This is a genomic window from Micromonospora sp. NPDC047521 (assembly GCF_055587305.1).
On the sequence record NZ_JBVJGN010000005.1, the window covers coordinates 261,915 to 276,738 of the forward strand.

The following is a 14,824-nucleotide window of genomic DNA, read 5'->3' on the forward strand; positions in this document are numbered from 1 at the left end:
TGGCGCACCCATGACCATGACCACTCTGCGACCACCGGCGGCGCTGCCGCCGACCGGACGTACCGGCATCCGCCACCGGGCGGAGAAGCTCTGGACGGCCAGCCCCCTGACCTGGGTCGGGCTCGTCCTCGGCGTGATCCTGTCGCTGTTCCCGTTCTACTGGATGATCGTCATCGCCTCGCGGACCAGCGACGCGGCCAACTCCTGGCCGCCGCCGTTCCTGCCCGGCGGCAAGCTTGGCGAGAACATCCAGCGGGTGCTCGACAACGGCGACGCGAACATCGTCAAGGGCCTGATGAACTCGTTCCTCGTGTCCGGCACGATCACCGTGGCGACAGTCTTCTTCGGCTCGCTCGCCGGGTTCGCGTTCGCGAAACTGAAGTTCCGGGGCAAGAACGCGCTGCTGCTCATCATCCTCGCCTCGATGATGATCCCCATCCAGCTCGGCGTGCTGCCGTTGTACATCCTGATGGCCAAGCTGGAATGGCTGAACACCATGCCGTCGGTGACGGTGCCGTTCCTGATCGGCGGTTTCGGCATCTTCATGATGCGCCAGTACGCCGAACAGGCCGTGCCCAACGAACTGATCGAGGCGGCCCGGGTCGACGGCTGCTCCACCTGGCGCGTCTACTGGCACGTGGTGGTGCCGGCGCTGCGACCCGCCGCGGCGGTGCTCGGCCTGCTCACCTTCATGGAGCAGTGGAACCAGTTCTTCTGGCCGTTCGTGGTGCTGGCCGACCCGGCCAACCCGACAGTGCAGATCTCGCTGCGCAGTCTGAACACCGCGTACTTCGCGGACAACTCCCAGATCTTCGCGGGTACGTTGATCGCCACCCTTCCGCTGTTCATCGTGTTCGTCCTGTTCGGCCGCCAGATCATCGGCGGGATCATGGAAGGTGCCGTCAAGTCGTGAGCAACCCCGCCAGCCCGCCCGCCGTCGGTGTCCTCGACGACCGGCCCGGGTTGACCTTTCCACCCGGCTTCCTGTGGGGCGCCGCGACCGCCGCGTACCAGATCGAGGGGGCGGCGGCCGAGGACGGCCGTACCAAGTCGATCTGGGACACCTTCAGCCACACCGACGGCCGGGTCGTCGCCGGGCACACCGGCGACGTGGCCTGCGACCACTACCACCGGGTCGGTGACGACGTCGCGCTGATGGCCGAGCTGGGCCTGAAGTCGTACCGTTTCTCGGTCTCCTGGCCGCGGGTGCAGCCCGGCGGCACCGACGCGGCCAACCAGCGCGGCCTGGACTTCTACCGGCGGTTGGTCGACGAGCTGCTGGCCAAGGGCATCGAGCCGTGGCTGACCCTCTACCACTGGGACCTGCCGCAGCCGCTTGAGGACGCCGGTGGCTGGCCGGCCCGGGACACCGCGGCGCGGTTCGCCGACTACACGACGCTTGTCGTCGACGCGCTCGGCGACCGGGTGCGCTACTGGACCACGCTCAACGAGCCGTGGTGCTCGGCGTTCCTCGGCTACGGCTCGGGCGTGCACGCGCCGGGTCGTACCGACGGCGCGGACGCGGTCCGTGCCGGGCACCACCTGATGCTCGGCCACGGCCTGGCCGTGCAGGCGTTGCGGGCCACCCGGCCGGACGCCGAGGTGGGTGTGACGGTCAACCTCTACCCGGTCGACCCGGCCAGTGACGCGCCGGCGGACGTGGACGCGGCCCGGCGCATCGACGGGTTGGCCAACCGCTTCTTCCTCGACCCGCTGCTGCGTGGGTCGTACCCCCGGGATCTGGTGGCCGACCTGCGCACGGTGACCGACTTCGACCACGTGCGCGACGGTGACCTGGCGACCATCGCCACGCCGCTGGACATGGTCGGCGTCAACTACTACAGCAGGCACGTGGTCGCCGCGGCGGTCGAGGGCGTCGAGGCCGACCCGGCCCCGTCGTGCTGGCCGGGCAGCGAGGACGTCCGCTTCGTCACCAGGGGCGTCCCGGTCACCGACATGGGCTGGGAGATCGACGCCCCCGGCCTGACCGAGACGCTGCGCCGGGTGCACCACGACTACACGGACCTGCCGCTGTACGTCACCGAGAACGGCTCCGCCTTCGTGGACGAGGTCGTCGACGGGCAGGTCGACGACGTCGACCGGCTCGCCTACTTCGACGCCCACCTGCGGGCCGCGCACGAAGCGATCAACGCGGGGGTGCCCCTGCGGGGCTACTTCGCCTGGTCGTTGATGGATAATTTCGAGTGGGCCTGGGGTTACACCAAGCGATTCGGCATGATCCATGTCGATTACGACAGTCAGGTCCGCATTCCCAAGTCCAGCGCCAGGTGGTACGCCTCGGTGATCCGACGCAACGGTCTGGCCGCACAATAGGCTCGGGCCAGCCATCAGGGCGGTCCTGGTGTCCACCTTCCGCTGGTGGCACCGGGCCCGCCCGCCGTCGGAGGAGCAGACGATGACAACGCAGCGCACCCGGTCGCTCGGGCGCCCGACCCTCGACGCGGTCGCGGCGCGCGCCGGCGTCGGCCGGGGCACGGTCTCCCGCGTCGTCAACGGCTCGCCCCAGGTCAGCCCGGAGGCCCGGGCCGCGGTCCAACAGGCCATCGCCGAGCTGGGGTACGTGCCGAACCGGGCCGCCCGAGCGCTCGTCACCCAGCGGACCGACTCCGTCGCGCTTGTGGTGTCCGAATCCGGCGAGCGGGTCTTCACCGAGCCGTTCTTCGCCTCGATCGTGCGGGGGATCAGCTCCGCGCTGCTCGAGACACCGATGCAGCTCTGGCTGGCCATGGCCCAGTCGCCCGTGGAGCGGGAGCGGGTCGAGCACCACCTGACCAACCAGCACGTCGACGGCGTCCTGCTGCTGTCGCTGCACGACTCCGATCCGCTGCCGACGCTGCTGGAGGAGCGCGGCCTGCCCGCCGTGCTCGGCGGTCGGCCCGCCCGGATGCTGCAACCCGGCGCTCAGCCGGCCTGGTTCGTCGACGTGGACAACGTTGGCGGGGCCCGGCAGGCGGTGGAGTACCTGACCGGGCTGGGGCGGCGCCGCATCGCCACCATCGCCGGGCCGCAGGACATGGGCGCCGGCCTGGCCCGTCTGGCCGGCTACACCGAGGCCGTCAAGGCCACCGGGGGCGGCGTCAACCCCGACCTGATCGCGTACGGCGACTTCAGCGAGGGCAGCGGCGCGAGCGCCATGCGCCGGCTCCTGGACGCCTGCCCCGACCTGGACGCGGTCTTCGTCGCGTCCGACCTGATGGCGTTCGGCGCGCTGCGTACCCTGCGCGAGGCCGGCCGGCGGGTGCCCGAGGACGTGGCGGTGATCGGCTTCGACGACGCGACGATCGCCCGGCAGGCGGAACCGCCGCTGACCACTGTCTTCCAGCCGGTGGAGGAGATGGGCCGGCAGATGGCCCGTCTGCTGGTGGCCCGCATCCGCGGCGACGACCTGCCCGCCCCGCACATCCTCCTGGACACCCAACTGGTCCACCGAGCCTCCGCCTGACCCTCGTCCGGGGGCGGGCGGAGGCTCCGGGACGGGCGTTACGAGGCCCAGCGGCGGAGCTCGCGCTTGGCGAGGGAGTTGCGGTGGACCTCGTCGGGGCCGTCGGCGAGGCGCAGGGTGCGGGTCTGTGCCCACAGGGCGGCGAGCGGGGTGTCCTGGCTGACGCCGGCGCCGCCGTACCCCTGGATGGCCTTGTCGATCACCCACTCCGCCATGGCCGGCGTGCCGATCTTGATGGCCTGGATCTCGGTGTGCGCGCCCTTGTTGCCGACGGTGTCCATCAGCCAGGCCGTCTTGAGCACCAGCAGCCGGGCCTGCTCGATGCGCACCCGGGACTCGGCGATCCACTCGCGGACCACGCCCTGCTCGGCGAGGGGCCTGCCGAACGCGACCCGCCCGAGCGCCCGCTTGCAGAGCAGCTCCAATGCTCGCTCAGCCATTCCGATCAATCGCATGCAGTGGTGGATCCGGCCCGGACCGAGCCGGGCCTGGGCGATGGCGAAGCCGCCGCCCTCGGCGCCGATCAGGTTCTCCGCGGGCACCCGGACGTCGATGAAGTCGATCTCGGCGTGCCCGCCGTGCGACCCGTCGGTGTAGCCGAACACCGTCATGCCCCGACGGACGTGCACGCCCGGGGTGTCCCGGGGCACCAGCACCATGCTCTGCTGGCGGTGCCGGTCGGCGTCCGGATCGGTCTTGCCCATCACGATGAAGATCTCGCAGCGCGGATCCATCGCGCCGGACGACCACCACTTGCGGCCGTTGATGACGTACTCGTCGCCGTCGCGGGTGATCCGGGTGGCGATGTTCGTGGCGTCGGACGAGGCGACGTCCGGCTCGGTCATGCAGAACGCGGAGCGGATCTCCCCCTCCAGCAGCGGCATGAGCCAGCGCTCCCGCTGCGCGTCCGAGCCGAACTCGGCAAGCAGCTCCATGTTGCCGGTGTCCGGTGCCGCGCAGTTGACCGCCTCCGGCGCCAGGTGCGGGCTGCGCCCGGTCAGCTCGGCCAGGGGCGCGTACTGGAGGTTGGTCAGGCCGGCGCCGTAGCGCCTGTCGGGTAGGAACAGGTTCCACAGGCCGCGCTTGCGGGCCTCGGCCTTCAGCTCGGCCAGAACCGGGGTACGCGACCACGGGTCGCCGGCGGCCACCTGCTCGGCGTGCACCGGCTCGGCCGGGTAGACGTGCTCGGTCAGGAACCGGGTCAGCTCGTCGCGCAGCTCCTCGGTCCGGTTGTCGTACGCGAAGTCCATCACCGCTCCCCGGCGGCGGTCAGTCCGTGTACGACCAGCGGTGCCACCATGTCGCCGATCCGGTCGAAGCCCGCACCGAGGGTCTGCCCCAGGGTGTGCCGGTAGTGGATGCCCTCGCAGATGACCGCGAGCTTGAAACAGCCGAGTGCCACGTGCCAGTGCAGCGGCCCCACGTCGACGTCGCTGCGCCCGGCGTACCTGTCGATCAGCTCGGCGCCGCTGGGGAAGCCGGCGCGCGGGCCGAGGCCGTCGGCGACCGGGTTGCCGGCTGCCGTCTCGCTGCCGCCGAGCACGTCCCAGTACGTCAGGAGCAGCCCCAGGTCGGCGAGGGGGTCGCCGAGGGTGGCCATCTCCCAGTCGAGCACCGCGTGCACGGCCACCGGGTCGGCGGAGGCGAGGAGGTTGTCGAGGCGGTAGTCGCCGTGCACGATCCGGCCGGCGTTCGCGCCCTCCGGGGCGGTCGCGGCGAGCCTGTCGCGCAGCTCGTCGATGCCGGGCAGATCGCGGCTGCGGGAGCGGTCGAGCTGCCCGGCCCAGCGGCGTACCTGCCGGGCCAGGTAGCCCTCGGGGCGGCCGAAGTCGCTCAGCCCGACCGCTGCCGGGTCGACTGTGTGCAGCGCGGCGAGGGTGTCCATCATCGCCATGGCGAGTGCCCGGCGCCGCTCGTCGCCCAGCGGGTCGGTCTGCGCCCGGGTGCGGAACACCTCCCCGGGTACGCGTTCCATCAGGTAGAACGGGGCGCCGATCACGTCCGGGTCGGCGCAGAGCAGCAGCGCCCGCGGGACCGGCACGTCGGTCGGCGCCAGCGCCGAGATGACCCGGAACTCGCGGGCCATGTCGTGCGCGGTCGCCAGAACGTGCCCGAGCGGTGGCCGGCGCAGCACGACCTCCTGGTCGCCGGCGCGCAGCAGGTAGGTGAGGTTGGACTTGCCGCCGGCGATCAACTCGGCCCGCAGCGGCCCGGCGGCCAGCTCCGGCCGGTGTGTCGCGAGGTGGTCGGCGAGCCGGGCCAGGTCCAGGCCGGCCGGGACTGCTCCGGGCCGGAGTGCGTCGACGGCCGGATCAGTCATCCGACTAGTTGATGGCAGCCCGCTCACGTTGTCAAGGTCAGATTTTCCGCTCGGGACATGCCCCTGCAACAGGGACGAAATGGTCAACGACCAGGCTGTGACCAGCCTGCCGGCCGTCGCCGGCCCGCCGAGCGGAGGGACAGACATGTTGCTGCGAGTTCGGGTCACCCTGCCGGACCGTCCGGGCACCCTCGGCCAGGTCGCCCGCACGCTTGGCGTGTCCGGCGCGGACATCGTCCAGGTGGTGGTCCTCGAACGTCTCGGCGGGCGCGCGGTGGACGACTTCACAGTGGTGTGGCCGGGCGCGGCTCGGGTCGAGCGTCTGCTGGCCGGCCTCGCGGCGATTCCGGGCGTGCGGGTGGACGGCGTGTGGCGGGCGATCGGCGCGCCCACCACCACCGGCCAGGACGCGGAGTTGCTGGCCCAGGTCGCGGCCAACCCGGCCGACGGGCTGGCCACCCTCGTCGACGCGGTGCCCGGGCTGCTGGCGGCCGACTGGGCGGTGGCCGCCGTGGTCCCGGTGGACTGGGCGTCGCGCACCGGGAGCGGTGGAGCCACAGTCGGGCACGCGAGCTGGCGCACCCCCGTACCCCTGCGGTTGCCGGAGGTGACCCCGCTGCGGGGCCGGTCGATGACCACCCCCGACGGCACCCACCACGCGATAGCGCCGTTCGGCCGGGCCGGTTTGGTGCTCGTGGTGGCCCGCGAGCACAGCGACACGCTCTACGCCGCCGGTTTCCACAGCACCGAGGTGGACCGGCTCAGCCAGCTCGTCCGGGCCAGCGCGGTGATCCTCGGGGACCGGCTGGACCTGGTGGGCGCACCCCCGGTCAGCGCCAACCCCTGAGCCGCCACCCGCCGGGGTCGGTGGTCCGCGAGGCCCGAACCTGTTGATCTAGTCTCTCCGATGTGGACGTCATTTTCGATGGATATCGCTGGGAGGCAGCCCGCGGTGGCTCGATCCCGGCAGGCGCGGTACCGCACGGGTACGAGGAGGACGGTGAGCCTCTGTGGGTGTGCCGCGTCCGGATGCACGGCGGCGTGCACCCGGGCCAGGTCCGTCCGGCCTTGGGCGCGGCCCGGACCACCTGGGCCGGCGAGGAGGTCCGCGTCGACGAGTACGAGGTGCTGATGGACCGCGGCGTCTGGGGCATCGCGTCCGGTGGCGCGGTGCCCGGGGACGCGTTGCCGGCGGGCCGCGAGAGTGACGGCGAACCGCTCTACGTCGCCCGGGCAGCGGTCGCGCCGGGCGCCCTGCGCATCGGCAAGGTGCGGCGGGCCTTTCGCGCCGCCAACATCGGATACGACGACGCCGAACGTACCGCCCGGTCCTACGAGGTGCTGCTGCGGCCGCCGGCCGCCGCGCCGGTGAGCGGGCGGCGGTCCGGGATCCAGATGGACCCCACCTACGCCGACTTCGGCACCGAGCCGCCCCGCGTCGGGAACGTCGCGATCACCGGCGTCGACCGTTCCTCTGCCGCCGGCGACCACCTGGCCATCGGCGCCGGCGGGTCGGTCGAGCTGGAGTTCGACGTGCCCGACCCGGCCGTCGTCGGCGAGGCCTGCGTCGCCATCCGGGCGCTCGCGTCGATGCTCTCCCGGGCGCCCGGGTACGCCCCGCTCACCGTACGCCTCAACGGCAGGCCGCTGGCCAACCGGCTGCGGATCCCCAACGGCGGTGGGCTCCCGCAACGGCTGGTCTTCGCGGTGCCGGCCGAGGAGTTGACGGCCGGCCGGAACACGCTGCGCATCGAGAGTGGTGTCGACGCCCGCAGCATGCTGTGGCTGTACCGGGTGACGATCGACCCGATGCACGCGCACGACCAGGCGGGACTGGCCCTCGAACGGCAGGCGATCGCCGAGCCGGTGCTGCGGTACGCCAGCGACGCCGGCGACATCACCATCTTCATCGACCGCGGCGAGCAGGCCGTCCTCGAGCAGGTGGCCTGGGCCGACGAGTCCGGCGCCGAGTACGCGATCACGTTCGAGAAGCAGCAGGCAGCCTTCTACGGCTGGCGGCGGCAGCCGGGTGGGGAGCCGAAGGAGTTCCGCGGCCGGCTGACCCAGCGCGGCACCGTCGCCAAGGAGGCGTGGCGGTTCTCCACCCAGGAGGGCTGGGCCGGTGGGTGGCACCGCTCGGGTGACCTGCTCGTCTCGGTGACCGTGGCCGGCCGCCCGGCCACCAGGCTGGCCTGGCGGCACCTGCGCGGCAACAACGGCACTGTCGCCTTCGGCGACCGTGGGTTCCTGGGCACCTACCAGCGGGTCGGGGAGGGCCCCATCGGCTACCGCGGCCGCCCCGCGTAGCAGCGGACCCGGGCGGGGCCATCGGCCCGAGCGCAACCCGTCACCGCCGGGCAATCGCGCGGCAACAGCGGGGGGTCAGGGTGGTACCCGGGGAAGGGAGCCAACCATGACGTTGTGGCGGATCCGAGCGACCGTGGACGACCGTCCGGGCTACCTGTCGGTGCTCACCGCGAGCCTCGCGCTGCGCGGGGTCAACATCCTCACCGTGCAGGTGCAGCCGACCGAGCAGGGTGCGGTGGACGACTTCCTGGTCGACGCGCCTGACACGCTCGCCGAGGCCGAGCTGGTCGCTGCCGTCGAGCGTGGTCGTGGACGGGACTGCTGGGTGGCGCGCAGCGAGGCGCGCGGCCTGGTCGACCAGCCCACCCGGGTGCTCGGTCTGGCCAACCGGCTGGTGCGTGACCCGGACGCGACGGGCGAGGCGCTGCGCGCGCTGCTCGGCGCCGACTCGGTCAGCTGGCGGCCGGCGTCGACAGGCGTCGAGCGGGGTGTCACCGGCACCAGCATGTCGCTCGCCGACCCGGCGGGCGGCTCGTTCGCGCTGCGCCGGGCGGCGCCCGCGTTCACCCCGGCGGAGTACGCCCGGGCGCAGGCCCTTGTCGAGCTGGGCGCCACAGTGGCGCGGCGGGCGGCCGAACAGGTAACTCTGGTGCTGTCCGACAGCGCCGAGGTGGCCGTACGGCCGGCCTGCGCGGACGACCTGTCGGGCGTGCTGGAGTTGCACGAGGGTTGTTCCCCGCGGAGCCGGCAGCGGCGTTACCTGGGCGGAGCGTCGCTGCCCCAGCCGGCCCGGCTGCGCCGTCTGCTGGAGCCGGCCCGGGGGTTGACCCTGCTGGCCACGACGGCTGCCGCCGGCGCTGCGTCGGAGTCCGTGGTCGCCATGGCCAACCTGCTCGGCGAGGGTGACGAGGCCGAGGTGGCGCTGCTGGTGCGCGACGACTGGCAGCGCCGGGGGCTCGGCTCGGCGTTGCTGCGCCGGCTGATCCGGCACGCCGACGCGGCAGGGTACGCGGCGCTGGTGCTGCACGTCCACGCCGAGAACACGCCGATGCTGCGGACGCTGCGCCGGCTGGACCGGCCCGGCACGGCGGAGCGCGACGGTGCTCTGCTCACTCTCACCGTCCCGCTCGCCGCCCCGGCCGGGGCGACCGTGCCGGGGGCCGTCCTGACGCCTGGCGGCTAGCGGGAGTCCTCGGGCGGTTCGCGGCGGCCCGACACGCAGAACCGGTTGCCCTCGGGGTCGGCGAGCACCACGTACGGCGGTTCCGTCGGGTGCGGGTCGGTGGGGTAGTGCTGCCACTGCACCCGCTGGGCACCGAGGGCGAGCAGCCTGTCGATCTCCTCGTCGAGCGGGCGCTCACCGGCGTCCAGGTCCAGGTGGAGCCGGGGGAACTCCTGCACCGGGCTTTCGCTGAGGTCCATCGCGATCGCCGTGCCGGGTGCCCCCGGCGGCGGTTCCAGCACGATCCACTCGTCGTTGTCGAAGCGGGGTCCCCGCCGGCGGTAGCCGAGGGTGGCGGCCCAGAACGCTCCGGCTCGTTCAGCGTCGGACACGCCCAGGGAAAGCTGCGCGATCATCGCCATCGGTCGACCGTACGCGGTCCCGGTCCCCGCCACCGTGGCGGGGACCGGGGTGTCGGTCAGGTGGCGGGGTAGCTGCTGTAGTCGGGGAAGTTGCCGTACAGCCGGCCCTGGCCGCCGACGGTGACGGCGTGCACCAGCAGGTCGCCGCCGACGAACGCGCCCTTCCACGAGGCGCCCCGGCCGCCGAACGCCTCGTCGCGGTCACCCCGCGAGCGCGGCTTGTTGATGCCCACCTTGAACGCCTGAAGGTCCACCGCGAGCTTGCCTGCCAGTTCCTCGTCGTCGCAGGCCAGGGACGCGACAAGCGCGCCGTTCGAGGCGTTCATCGCGGCCAGCAGCTCGTCGGTGGTGTCCACCACGACGATCGTGTCGACGGGGCCGAACGGTTCGGCGTGCATGAGGCGGGACCGGCCGGGCGGGGCGAGCAGCACCGACGGCGCCACGTACGCCGAGGTGTCCTGCCCGGGCAGGAACGGCGCGCCGGTCAGCTTGCCCCGGTGCAGGGGCACCGCGCCGCCGCGGACCGCCTCGTCGACCTTGCGGTGCAGTTCGTCGGCCTTGGCGGCACTGATCAGCGGCCCGAAGTCCAGCTCGGGCAGCGGGTCGCCGGCGGTCCAGTTCTCGTCGACGGCGAGCGGGTGGCCGAAGCGGACCGAGCGCACCACCGGCAGGTACATGTCGAGGAACTCGTCGACCAGGTCGCGTTGCACGACGAACCGGGGGTACGCGGTGCAGCGCTGTTTGCCGTACTCGAAGCCCTTCTTCAGGTGCGCGGCGAGCAGGTCCCACTGGGAGAAGTTCCAGATGCCCCAGGCGTTGAGGCCCTCCTGCTCGATGAAGTGCCGCTTGTCGCTGTCGAGTAGCGCGGCGGCCACCTTGCCGCCGTTGGAGCGGCCGCCGACGAACGCCACCGCGCCGATCTCGGGTGCGCGGACCAGCACCTCGGACAGCTCCTCGCCGCCGCCGGAGACGAGGGTGGCGGGCAGTCCGGCGCGGCGCATCAGCGCGTGCGCGACGGTCAGGCAGACCGCGCCGCCCTGCGACGGCGTCTTGGCGATGACCGCGTTGCCGGCCAGCAGTTGGACCAGTTCGGCGTGCACGAGGACGCTCATCGGGTAGTTCCACGAAGCGATGTTGCTGACCGGGCCGGGCAGGGGCTCGCGGCCGTCGGCGAGCATCCGGTCGATCTCGTCGGCGTACCAGCGGACGCCGTCGAGCGCGCGGTCCACGTCGGCGCAGGCGAGCCGCCACGGCTTGCCGATCTCCCAGACCAGCAGCAGCGCGAGCAGGTCGCGGTGGGCGGTGAGGGCGTCCAGCGCGTCGGCGACCCGGGCCTTGCGGTCGGCCAGCGGGGTACGGGCCCAGGCGTGGTGCGCGGCAGTGGCGTGCGTGACGGCGGCGCGGGCAGTGTCGGCGTCGAGCCGGGGCAGGTTGATGATGACCGTGTTGTCCACCGGGGTGCGGACCGGGGCGGGGCGGCCCACGGCCCGCCACTCGCCCTCGACGAGGTTGTGCAGTGTGGTGACGCCGTCCACGTCGGCGCCGAACGCCTCCGGCGCGGCAGCCACCGCGCGGGCGAGGACCTCGGACCAGGCGGTGCCCTCGGCGAGTCGTAGTGCCATCGCGTCCTCCTCAGGGTCGACCGGGGAGCGGCGGCGTCGATGGCACCGCTGATGGTCGGTACTGTCTCGCGCGCGGTAGCGGGTCAGCAACAGTACGTTTGTCTGGCTGGACGTCGTTGGCACCGTTATGCCCGACGGCCGCTCGGGTGGCGAGCGGCTGAGCTGCGGCCACGATGGTCGATGCATAGAAAAGCATCGATGGTGTGATGTCGTCCACCGGGGTTACCCGCGAGTACGCCGGCGCCGAGATGGTGTCGGCGGTTGCGGGCTTCCCAAGCGACGTCACGGCCGATACATTGTCGACTATCCATGGGAGCGCTTCCACGGCTGCCCTGGTGACACCGCCACCCCACCGTCGCCGGTGGCCACGCCGCCCCCACGCCGTCCCGCGTCGGTGCGACCACCGGCGGCGCCTCCGACAGGAGCCCGCCATGCGCCATCTGACCCGGCCGGTTCCCGGCCGACCCGGCCGGTCGCCGGTCGCCGACCAGCCCTGGCCCAGGCGAATGCTGGCCGCCGGCATCGCCCTGCTCACCGGCCTGTCCCTCGCCGTCACCGCACCGCCGTCCGGTCCGGCGTCCGCGGCGGCGTCCTTCAACTACGCCGAGGCGTTGCAGAAGTCGCTGCTCTTCTACGAGGCCCAGCAGTCCGGCGAACTGCCCGACTGGAACCGGGTCTCCTGGCGCGGCGACAGTGCCCTCACCGACGGCCGGGACGCCGGGCTGGACCTCACCGGCGGTTGGTACGACGCCGGTGACCACGTCAAGTTCGGCTTCCCGATGGCGTTCAGCGCCACGATGCTCGCCTGGGGAGCGGTGGAGTACCGCAGCGGCTACACCGCCTCCGGCCAACTGCCGCACCTGCTCAACAACCTGCGCTTCGTCAACGACTACTTCATCAGGGCGCACCCGTCGGCGAACGTCCTCTACGGGCAGGTCGGCAAGGGCGACGACGACCACAAGTGGTGGGGTCCGGCCGAGGTGATGCCGATGGCGCGGCCCGCGTACAAGATCGATGCGAGCTGTGGCGGCGCGGACCTGGCGGGGGAGACGGCAGCCGCGATGGCCGCGTCCTCGATGGTGTTCCGGCCCACCGACGCGGCCTACGCGGACAAGCTGCTCGGCCACGCCCGGCAGCTCTACACGTTCGCCGACACCGTGCGGAAGGCCTACAGCGAGTGCATCACCGACGCGGCGTCGTTCTACAAGTCGTGGAGCGGCTGGCAGGACGAGCTGGTCTGGGGCGCGATCTGGCTGTACCGGGCCACCGGCGAGGCCAGCTACCTGGCCAAGGCCGAGAGTGAGTACGACAAGCTCGGCACCGAGAACCAGAGCACCACCCGCTCCTACAAGTGGACGATCGCCTGGGACAACAAGCAGTTCGGCGCGTACGTGCTGCTGGCCAACCTGACGGGCAAGCAGAAGTACGTCGACGACGCCAACCGCTGGCTGGACTACTGGACCGTCGGGGTGGACGGGCAGCGGGTGCCGTACTCGCCGGGCGGGATGGCGGTGCTCGACTCCTGGGGTGCGCTGCGCTACGCGGCCAACACCTCCTTCGCGGCGCTGGTCTACAGCGACAGGACCACCGACACCACACGCAAGGCGCGCTACCACGACTTCGCCGTCCGGCAGATCAACTACGCGCTCGGCGACAACCCGCGCAACTCCAGCTACGTCATCGGGTTCGGGGCCAACGCACCGAAGAACCCGCACCACCGCACCGCGCACGGCTCCTGGTGGGACAGCCAGACCGTGCCCGTCGAGACCCGGCACACCCTCTACGGCGCGCTTGTCGGCGGCCCGTCCTCGGCAAACGACGCGTACAGCGACAGCCGCTCGGACTACGTGATGAACGAGGTCGCCACCGACTACAACGCCGGCTTCACGTCCGCGCTGGTCCGGCTGACCTCCGAGTACGGCGGCACGCCGCTTGCCAACTTCCCGGTCGTCGAGACGCCGGACATGGACGAGCTGACGGTGGAGACCACTGTGACCCAGGCCGAGCCGCGGGCCACCGGGCTCAAGGTGATGGTCTACAACAAGTCCGCGTTCCCGGCCCGCGCCCTGACGAACGGGAGGTTCCGGTACTACTTCCGGCCCGACGGCACCGGTCCGGTGCAGGTCACCGCCGGGTACACGCAGGGCTGCCCGTCCCCAACCACCGCCAGGCAGTTCAGCGGCGACATCTGGTTCGTCGAGGTGGACTGCACCGGCTACACCATCGCGCCGGCCGGGCAGTCGCAGCACCGGATGGAGGTCCAGTTCAAGATCGGTGTGCCGGAGGGCGGCACCTGGGACCCGACAAACGACCCGTCGTACCAGGCAACCGCCGGGCCCAACCGCAAGGTGCCGCTCTACGCCGGCAGCACCCGCGTCTGGGGCGAGGAGCCCGGCCCGGTGGTTCCGGACACCACGGCGCCCACCGTCCCGGGCACCCCGGTGGCGTCGAACCTCGGCCCCCGCACGGTCACCCTGACCTGGACGCCGTCGACCGACAGCGGCGGCAGCGGCCTGGCCGGGTACGACGTCAACGAGTTCATGGTCGGCAACGACGTGGTGGCGACCCGACGCGTCACCGGGAACTCGATCACCATTTCGACGCTGCTGCCCGAGCGGACGTACGAGTACACGATCGTCGCGCGCGACGGCGCGGGCAACACGTCGGCCGCGTCGCCGAAGCTCAGCGTGACCACGCCACCGGCCGGCACCGCCGACACCACAGCGCCGAGCACGCCCGGCACCCCTGTCGCCTCGGCCGTCACCGCCACCGGGTTCACCCTGAGCTGGGCGGCGTCCACCGACAACGTGGGCGTCACCGGGTACCGGGTCTACCGCGAGGCAGGTGCCACCGACGCGCTCGTCGGCTCACCGACCGGCACCACAGTCGCGGTGACCGGTCTGACGGCGTCCACGGCGTACCAGTTCTACGTGGTGGCCGTCGACGCCGCCGGCAACACCTCCGCGGCGTCCGCGCCGGTCGCGGTGACCACCGCGGCGCCGCCGGTCGGCGGCACCTGCTCGGTGGGGTACGCCACCACCGACTGGAGCACCGGCTTCACCGCCACCGTCACGATAACCAACACCGGCACCACCGCGATCAACGGCTGGACGCTGCGGTTCAGCTTCGCGGCCGGGCAGACCGTCAGCCAGGGCTGGTCGGCGACGGTCAGCCAGAGTGGCGCGGCGGTCACGGCCACCAACCTGTCCTACAACGGCACCATCGCGCCGGGCGCGTCGGTGAGCTTCGGCTTCAACGGCAACCACACCGGCGGTAACCCGAAGCCGACGGCGTTCGCCGTCAACACCACCACCTGCGCGGTCGCCTGACTCGACGACGGGCGTGGCGTGGCCGGTCTCGCGACCGGCCAGGCCACGCCGCGTAGCGCCAACATTTCCGAAACTTTTCCGAAACCTCCGCTACCGGAACCGGTCGCGTGGTATGAACATTGACCAAGATAAATATCTGACTGAGACGTCCGGTCGTCCCGCCTCGGCGTTCCGGGTGTTGGCCAAGTAGGGAGGCCAA

Annotated in this window: 11 protein-coding genes; 7 read left to right on the forward strand and 4 right to left on the reverse strand. The window is 72.1% G+C overall.

Annotated elements, in window-relative coordinates; genetic code table 11:
- The first annotated feature begins 10 nt into the window (after positions 1-10).
- The 3 genes from ACZ6N8_RS14360 to ACZ6N8_RS14370 all read left to right on the forward strand — a co-directional run bounded on the left by ACZ6N8_RS14360 (position 11) and on the right by ACZ6N8_RS14370 (position 3,463).
- On the forward strand, positions 11-913 hold the full coding sequence (locus tag ACZ6N8_RS14360; protein WP_387113194.1) for a carbohydrate ABC transporter permease: 903 nt from the start codon (positions 11-13) through the stop codon (positions 911-913).
- Positions 910-2,334 (forward strand): GH1 family beta-glucosidase, encoded by a 1,425-nt coding sequence (locus ACZ6N8_RS14365; protein ID WP_466010163.1) that lies wholly within the window; start codon positions 910-912, stop codon positions 2,332-2,334. Before ACZ6N8_RS14360 ends, ACZ6N8_RS14365 begins: the two co-directional genes overlap by 4 nt.
- 82 nt (positions 2,335-2,416) lie before the next feature.
- Positions 2,417-3,463, forward strand: coding sequence for a LacI family DNA-binding transcriptional regulator (locus ACZ6N8_RS14370; RefSeq protein ID WP_466010164.1), 1,047 nt, complete (start codon positions 2,417-2,419; stop codon positions 3,461-3,463).
- A gap of 38 nt (positions 3,464-3,501) precedes the next feature.
- Here ACZ6N8_RS14370 and ACZ6N8_RS14375 read toward each other — a convergent pair whose 3' ends face one another.
- Both ACZ6N8_RS14375 and ACZ6N8_RS14380 read right to left on the reverse strand, forming a co-directional pair.
- On the reverse strand, positions 3,502-4,713 hold the full coding sequence (locus ACZ6N8_RS14375) for an acyl-CoA dehydrogenase family protein (RefSeq protein ID WP_466010166.1): 1,212 nt from the start codon (positions 4,711-4,713) through the stop codon (positions 3,502-3,504).
- A complete protein-coding gene (locus ACZ6N8_RS14380) occupies positions 4,713-5,783 on the reverse strand; it encodes a phosphotransferase family protein (RefSeq protein WP_466010167.1) in 1,071 nt (356 codons plus the stop codon). The genes ACZ6N8_RS14375 and ACZ6N8_RS14380 overlap by 1 nt, the downstream gene beginning before the upstream one ends.
- 145 nt (positions 5,784-5,928) lie before the next feature.
- Here ACZ6N8_RS14380 and ACZ6N8_RS14385 point away from each other — a divergent pair, with 145 nt between their 5' ends.
- The 3 genes from ACZ6N8_RS14385 to ACZ6N8_RS14395 all read left to right on the forward strand — a co-directional run bounded on the left by ACZ6N8_RS14385 (position 5,929) and on the right by ACZ6N8_RS14395 (position 9,273).
- Entirely contained in the window at positions 5,929-6,630 is a 702-nt protein-coding gene (locus ACZ6N8_RS14385; protein ID WP_466010169.1) for an ACT domain-containing protein, read from the forward strand.
- Between the two features lie 62 nt (positions 6,631-6,692).
- Entirely contained in the window at positions 6,693-8,090 is a 1,398-nt protein-coding gene (locus ACZ6N8_RS14390; RefSeq protein WP_466010171.1) for a DM9 repeat-containing protein, read from the forward strand.
- A gap of 106 nt (positions 8,091-8,196) precedes the next feature.
- A complete protein-coding gene (locus tag ACZ6N8_RS14395; protein WP_466010173.1) occupies positions 8,197-9,273 on the forward strand; it encodes a GNAT family N-acetyltransferase in 1,077 nt (358 codons plus the stop codon).
- Here ACZ6N8_RS14395 and ACZ6N8_RS14400 read toward each other — a convergent pair.
- The gene (locus tag ACZ6N8_RS14400) at positions 9,270-9,674 is read right to left on the reverse strand and encodes a VOC family protein (RefSeq protein ID WP_466010174.1); all 405 of its coding nucleotides are present in this window, start codon (positions 9,672-9,674) and stop codon (positions 9,270-9,272) included. The genes ACZ6N8_RS14395 and ACZ6N8_RS14400 overlap by 4 nt on opposite strands.
- A 56-nt stretch (positions 9,675-9,730) precedes the next feature.
- Positions 9,731-11,296, reverse strand: coding sequence for an aldehyde dehydrogenase family protein (locus ACZ6N8_RS14405; RefSeq protein ID WP_466010176.1), 1,566 nt, complete (start codon positions 11,294-11,296; stop codon positions 9,731-9,733).
- Positions 11,297-11,727: 431 nt separating this feature from the next.
- Between ACZ6N8_RS14405 and ACZ6N8_RS14410 the strand changes: the two genes are divergently transcribed.
- Positions 11,728-14,625, forward strand: coding sequence for a glycoside hydrolase family 9 protein (locus tag ACZ6N8_RS14410; protein ID WP_466010177.1), 2,898 nt, complete (start codon positions 11,728-11,730; stop codon positions 14,623-14,625).
- Positions 14,626-14,824 lie beyond the last annotated feature (199 nt).